This window comes from Okeania hirsuta (assembly GCF_003838195.1).
In the GTDB taxonomy this organism is placed as follows: Bacteria; Cyanobacteriota; Cyanobacteriia; order Cyanobacteriales; family Microcoleaceae; genus Okeania; species Okeania hirsuta.
This window is the reverse complement of record NZ_RCBY01000328.1, coordinates 1-6,355: the sequence shown is the minus strand read 5'-3', so window position 1 is coordinate 6,355 and position 6,355 is coordinate 1. Positions and strand designations below refer to the sequence as shown.

Annotated in this window: 7 protein-coding genes; 5 read left to right on the top strand and 2 right to left on the bottom strand. The window is 32.8% G+C overall.

The annotated features are described in order from the left end of the window. The coding region (locus D5R40_RS41595) for a GAF domain-containing protein (protein WP_134239639.1) at nt 1-1,515 on the bottom strand (1,515 nt) is incomplete at its 3' end. Between the two features lie 152 nt (nt 1,516-1,667). On the opposite strand from D5R40_RS41595, the gene D5R40_RS29400 reads away from it, so the two are divergent. From D5R40_RS29400 to D5R40_RS29380, 5 genes are all read left to right on the top strand, one after another. Next, nucleotides 1,668-2,234, top strand: coding sequence for a CBS domain-containing protein (locus D5R40_RS29400; protein WP_124147022.1), 567 nt, complete (start codon nt 1,668-1,670; stop codon nt 2,232-2,234). 738 nt (nt 2,235-2,972) lie between these two features. Then, nucleotides 2,973-3,872: a sulfotransferase family protein gene (locus D5R40_RS29395; RefSeq protein ID WP_124147021.1), complete on the top strand. Its 900-nt coding sequence runs from the start codon at nt 2,973-2,975 to the stop codon at nt 3,870-3,872. Nucleotides 3,873-4,299: 427 nt separating this feature from the next. Next, nucleotides 4,300-4,497, top strand: a complete 198-nt coding sequence (locus D5R40_RS29390) for a hypothetical protein (protein WP_124147020.1) — start codon at nt 4,300-4,302, stop codon at nt 4,495-4,497. 154 nt (nt 4,498-4,651) lie between these two features. After that, nucleotides 4,652-5,164, top strand: a complete 513-nt coding sequence (locus D5R40_RS29385; protein WP_124147019.1) for a leucine-rich repeat domain-containing protein — start codon at nt 4,652-4,654, stop codon at nt 5,162-5,164. A 59-nt stretch (nt 5,165-5,223) separates the two neighbouring features. Further along, nucleotides 5,224-5,715 carry a hypothetical protein gene (locus D5R40_RS29380; RefSeq protein ID WP_124147018.1) on the top strand — a complete coding sequence of 164 codons (492 nt, stop codon included), beginning with the start codon at nt 5,224-5,226 and terminating at the stop codon, nt 5,713-5,715. Nucleotides 5,716-6,074: 359 nt separating this feature from the next. On the opposite strand, the gene D5R40_RS29375 is transcribed toward D5R40_RS29380, so the two are convergent. After that, the coding region (locus D5R40_RS29375; protein WP_192901284.1) for a transposase at nt 6,075-6,355 on the bottom strand (281 nt) is incomplete at its 5' end.

Here is a 6,355-nt window from a genome sequence, read left to right as displayed (position 1 = left end):
TTTAGCTCCTCTATTGCCATAAGACCAGCGTAAAAGAGTTGAAGAAATACCAATAACACAAGTGAGAGGAGTGCGTAATTCATGACTCATTGTGGCTAAAAATTCACTCTTAGTACGATTAGCTGATTCTGCTGCTTGTAGAGTATCATAAAGTTCTTGAGTCCGTCTAGCCACTTGCTTTTCTAAAGTTTGTTTTTGCTTTTGCAATTCTTCATATAATTGAGCTTGGTAAATAGCGATCGCTAAGTGTTCTGCTATTTCTTTGAGAAATATTTTTTCATGATCTTGCCACTCTCGAATCGAACAGTGATGGGCAATTAATAATCCCCATAATTGTCGATTGACTATAATTGATACTACTAATTTAGCTTTGACTTGATGTTGTTGCATCAATTCTACTAAACAAGGAAATTTACCATAAACTACTTCTGTATCAGCTATAGCACGAACAAATGTTTTACTATATTTCACGATCGAGTTATGGGGAGGAAAAAAGCAGTTTTCTCCTTCACTTAAACCTAATACTGAAGAAATTTTTTCGGATGCTAATGCTTCATATTTAACAGTACCTTTTCTTTGATTGTCTGTTGTAATATTATTTGTTTTATTTGTTAATGATAAGGAATAATTAAATTGATAAATTAATAATCTATCAACTTTAATCAATTTTTGAACCTGCTCTACAGTCGTTGATAAAATTTCTGGTAGTTCTAAACTTTGACGAATTTGAGTTGTGACTTGATTCAGAAGTATCTCTTGTTCTAGCTGTTGGTTTAGAGCTTGCTCAATAGGTTTACATACTAATGGATATTGTTGATTATTCAGTATTGAATCCGGTCCTGATAATCCATAAATACCAACTATTGAATCATTTATTGATAGTAAATTTGATGTCTGAGAATAAGATTTTTTTTTCTTGATTGTTTGACTACTTGTTTGCTCTAAAATAGAATCTATATTTTCATTAGAAGTCAATAATTTTAGTAATTTCAAGGTAAATTCATCCTGGAGATTTGGATTATTGACTTTCAGGTTATTTATTTGAGATTTAATTTGAGAGATGAGCGCTGAGTTACTATTATCTTCTTCTATAATATTAAAAATCTGGTATACAAAAAGTGTGATTGCCTCTGGGTCAAAAGTTAAACCTACATTAAATTTGAAATTTCCCACATTTTCCCTTGAAAAAGGAAAGGTAGAAGAGTTAGATTGTAAATTATGATCTTTTTGTCGGTCTTCTGTCTTCTGACTTTGATTATCTGATGACTCCTTGACTATTGTGCCCCACAAAAGTCCATTAAACTCCTCTGAAATAACTACTGTAAATTTTAGGTCTGGGAATTTATGAGATTGGGTGGTGGCAAGTATATCTTCCGTAATTAATATAGTCTTCAAACCTTGAGTTGTTTGTTGCAATAGCTGACTTAAAAGCTCAAGGGTATTTAAAGGTAAAATTAAGTTTGGTTTTGCAGGTGGAAACTGGGCATCCCCGGTGATTTTGGATAAAATGGCCATAAGAATATTCCGGACCAGGACAAAGAGTATTGCTTATGTAATTATTAAGCTTTTTTTTATATTTTAGATTATTTAATCTAACTGTAAATTTATCCAAGTTAACATATTCTCATAGCATATTTTTTCATACTGCTTATTCTTCATTATTTTCAATGACCAACCTAGTTCAGCTTACACTCTATTCCACTGTTGGAAACTTACCCTTCCACGATTTTCAAGTTAATACTACTACTTTAGTAAAAAAAGTAGCAGAAAAATTTCGACAACAACCAGAATTACCAGGAGTTATCATTACTAAAAATACAAAAATGTTGGGTATGATTTCACAAGTCAGATTCTTAGAGTATATGAAATCACCAGGAAATAAATACTTTTATTCTAGGCAACCTGTTAGCGAATTGTTAGATTTTCTTAGCACTCCTCCTTTAGTTCTTTCTGAAAATTTTCAAATTAATGCTGCAGTACTAACTGCCCTAAATAGACCAAAAAATTATATTTACGAACCAATAATTATAGTGTTGTCGAATGGCAATTTAAGATTGATAGATTTACATGATTTACTATTAGCACAATCGGAAATTTTAGTAAAAGCGTATAACATGATTCAAGATAAAACGGAGAAATATAAATCAGAAATTTCCGAATTATTTCCTCAATACGAGGATAATAATGATGAACCTACTGGTTTGCTGTTAGATTCTAAATCTCTGATCGAATAAATTAAAAACAAACTCAAACAGTGAAATAATAAGTCAAACTAACTGATAAAAAAAAAGCTGATTTTTGATCTATTATTTCAATATTGTCTAATTGTTTCCAACAAATTTCTTAGGCGGTAGATGGTAGGTGTAAATTCAAGTGAAAACACTGGAAAGGGAGCAGAAATTTGGGATATTCCTTCAATATCGCTTCAATAGAACATTTTTATGATACTTAATCATCCGGATATGGTATATAAAACAAATTTAATCTGTGTTCAACATTTAGTATTGTAATCCTTAAAGCGGTTGTGTATATAATATCTGGAAATTAGGAAAAAGGGAAGATTTAACTAGAAACAGCGGTGAGTTTTTTATAAATTATGCACGGATTGATATAATATTCAGATTATTTACAATAGTCTATCAATGCAGTAAACTAAACCAAGATATTAGCTATTTTGCATTTAAACCATATATCTAAAATTTGTGCCAAAAGGAACTCTTAACAGTGGTGCGACCCCGCATCTGTAGTAGACGCAAGGGAATGGGCGCTCCTGTGAAGGATATAGAATTTAAATTATTCTTAGCTTAATTAGGAATGAAGAGTTACTAATTCATCAGAATGTGTGGAAGATAGCTCTTAATAAATTATAATTTAAGCATCATAGTAAACTATGCTCTAAACTCCGAATTAGTAGTCTGATACCTTTAATAATAAATGTCTATATCTATAAGTTTAAATTTAGGAGAAATACAATGAAGTTACCAACTTTTCTAATAATAGGAGTACAGAAGGCAGGAACTACATCCGTCTATGGATATTTAAAGGAACATCCCCAGGTGTATATGAGTCCCATTAAGGAAACAAATTTTTTCGCTACAGATTGGGAAAACAATACAGAAAAAAAACCAGATACAGGAACAAGAAAAAGAATTAATAGCTGGGAAAGATACTGTGAACTATTTATGAATGTAAAAGATGAGATTGCTATAGGAGAAGCTTCTCCTAACTATCTTGTTAACTATAAAACTTCATCGGAAATGATTCAACGTTATGTTCCTGATGTGAAAATGATTGCTATATTGAGAAATCCTGTAGACAGAGCTTATTCTGATTATTTAATGCACCTTCGCGATGGGATAAATGTGGGAAAAGTTCGTTCTCTAAGCGAACAAGTTAAATTTCGTGCAGATAGTTCTTCAACAATCAAGAAAGGATTATATTATTCTCCTATCAAACATTATTTTGATAGTTTCGACCGGGAAAAATTAAAAATTATTCTCCATGATGATTTAACTAAAGATTCTTTAAAGGTTATGCAAGAGATTTATAGATTTATTGGGGTAGATGATACATTTAACCCTGATACTTCAAAGCGTAGTCAAAGTGCGGCTGTACCTAAGAATCAAACATTGAATAATTTATTGAAAACAAAAAATCCAGTTAGGACAGCTATTTCATCAACGCTTAGAGTATTAATGCCTTTAGAAATGCGGCAGAAATTACGCTCTAGTATAATTAAGTTAAATTCAGCAGGAAAAGAACTCAAACCTCTTTCTTCAGAAGAGCGTCAACTATTAACTGAATTCTACCGTGAAGATATTCTCAAATTACAAGATTTAATTGATAGAGACCTTTCATCTTGGTTGGAATAGTATGGTAAGCATTCAGTATTCAGCAGTCAGCTATCAGCTTTATTATCTTTAAAAGAGAAAAAGCAATTTTATCAAAGTTTTAGAGTAGGAATCTCTGTCTGCTAACTATAACGTCTTAGTTTTTCTATTGTTGTCGCTTTTGTGGTGATGAAAAATTAGGCACTCATAACTATAACGTCTTAGTTTTCCATCTACTAAGTAGGTTACTTCTACAAATCAGGCACCCATAACTATAACGTCTTAGTTTTGCCATCTAGTAAGTATGATCGGGACTTACGCATGAGGTACGAAAAACAACGATCCCCCTAAATCCCCCTTAAAAAGGGGGACTTCCGGTTTCCCCCCTTGTCAAGGGGGGTTAGGGGGGATCTCCAGCAGTGTATCCACACTTACTGAAAAATTCGGCGTTGGTAAATTAGTGTATGATATGAATCTTAATTCTTTAGGAGTCAGGAGTCAGGAGTCAGAAGGAAAGAAAGAAGAAGAAACCCCGAGTAGAAAGATAAAGTTTTTCGGGGAGCGTAAAGGTCACGGAGTTCTATTGCGCTCTTATCCAGACATGGTATCATATCTCAAATTACCAACGCCAAAAATTCTATACAATAATGTTCTAGCACGTTGCTGAAATACTGAGAAAATTTTTGAGGCAAAACATTGGGTGGTTATTTATAAGAATTTTTTTTAGGTTGGGTTGAAGTAAGAAAGTTATGATGGTTATGGAAAATCGATGTTTGTATTTGTAGCTATTACAATAATTGTAAAAATTCTTTTATTGAGCTATGAATTTTCCTAAAACAAATCAGCAGAATCAGATACCACGACGTTTTCGAGAAAGAATACAAGTAGCTAAAGATAAAAAACTTAAGGAATTAAACTTAAGTAATGTTTCTTTGAGCAGAGATGATGAAATATTGACTGAAATCCCTACTGAGGTTTGGAAGCTAGAGCAGCTAGAAGTATTAAATTTAAGAAATAATCAATTAACAAACATTTCGGAGTCAATCTCTAAACTCACCAATTTAACTAGGCTTTATCTAGGTGGTAATCAATTAACAACTATCCCGGATTCAATCTCTAAACTCAGGAACTTAACTGGGCTGGATTTAAGTGATAATCAATTAAAAAACATCCCGGAATCAATCTCTAAACTCATCAATTTAACTGGGCTTTATTTAGGTGGTAATCAGTTAACAAATATCCCGGAATCAATTACTCAACTCACCAATTTAATTAGGCTTGATTTAAGTGATAATCAATTAACAACCATCCCGGATACAAATTTGAGAAATTAAACGAATGGAAAAGTAATGGCAGACAAAAAACTAACTGCGATAATTATCCCTATGATGAAGTGGATATCCGAAGTTTAATTGATCATGTAATAGACATTGATGATGTAATAGACGGAGACTTGAGTAGAGAATTTTTACAAGCTAGTCATCGTCCAAATGATATTTATATAGTTGATAGTAGAGATTTTGTTATAGATAGTAATAATATTGTTGGGAATAAAACCATGACAAAAAAAATTGTCAATGACCAAAGCCAAAATATAGAAAATAAAGATGGAAATATTGTGGGTAATGTATTCGGTGACGAGAGTAAGATTCAAGGTAAAGTAACAGCAAATTCTCCAGAACCAGAAATAGAAAAACCCAAGAAATTTGGATTTCTAGATTCCTTGACTTGGATGCAGAATGGGCAAATTATTTACTACTTGTTATGTACAATATTTGCCATTATTGGCATTGCTATATTGTTTATCCATCCAAAATCGGTAGAGAAATTTCAAGAGATATTTCTCACTCCGCAAGTAGAAAAAGAATTCGATCAAAGGGAGTAATATTATGTCTGATTATAGCTGCACAGTTTTAGCTGTGTCAATCTACTACAAATTTTACTTTTGAATTTTTAACTTCCTAACGCACCCGACAAACCTTACTTTTGACTTTTGACTTCTGACTTGATATAAAATTGCATCCTCAGAAAATTGATACTTTGCCATTAGTCTAATCCATATTCATTTTTTAATCTAGTGCAGGATGGCAGAAATAAGTGACCAGTAGAAGCAATGCCTTCTTCCTGAGATAGAATACTCAGAAGTGTGATCGCGATCGTAAAATAAATGGTCAATAGCCAAGCTAAAAATGATCGGCATTGAGTTGGATCCTTGAGTCAGTATGACCATGAATCTGAATCTGGTTAATCATCCTCTGAAAACCCCTGAAATTTCCAGATAAAAGGTCTGGCTAGAGTACAGTTGAAATAGTCAATAAAATTCAGTATCTTCTGCTTGAGGTCTGAGGTGGAAGAGAAACTGCTACGCCGGAGTAAACGCCTGGCCAAAATAGAGAACCAACACTCAATTTGATTCAGCCAAGAAGTATGTTTAGGGATATAAACAAAGCGAATCCGGTGAGACTCGTCAGACAAAAAAGCAGCACGAGTTACCATAGACTGGAGAATACCTGATTTCTGTTTCA

Excerpts from the sequence above, each read along its gene's own strand:
- D5R40_RS29400 (WP_124147022.1), top strand. The coding sequence starts at position 1,668 with ATGACCAACCTAGTTCAGCTTACACTCTATTCCACTGTTGGAAACTTA.
- D5R40_RS29395 (WP_124147021.1), top strand. The coding sequence starts at position 2,973 with ATGAAGTTACCAACTTTTCTAATAATAGGAGTACAGAAGGCAGGAACT.
- D5R40_RS29390 (WP_124147020.1), top strand. The coding sequence starts at position 4,300 with ATGAATCTTAATTCTTTAGGAGTCAGGAGTCAGGAGTCAGAAGGAAAG.
- D5R40_RS29385 (WP_124147019.1), top strand. The coding sequence starts at position 4,652 with ATGAATTTTCCTAAAACAAATCAGCAGAATCAGATACCACGACGTTTT.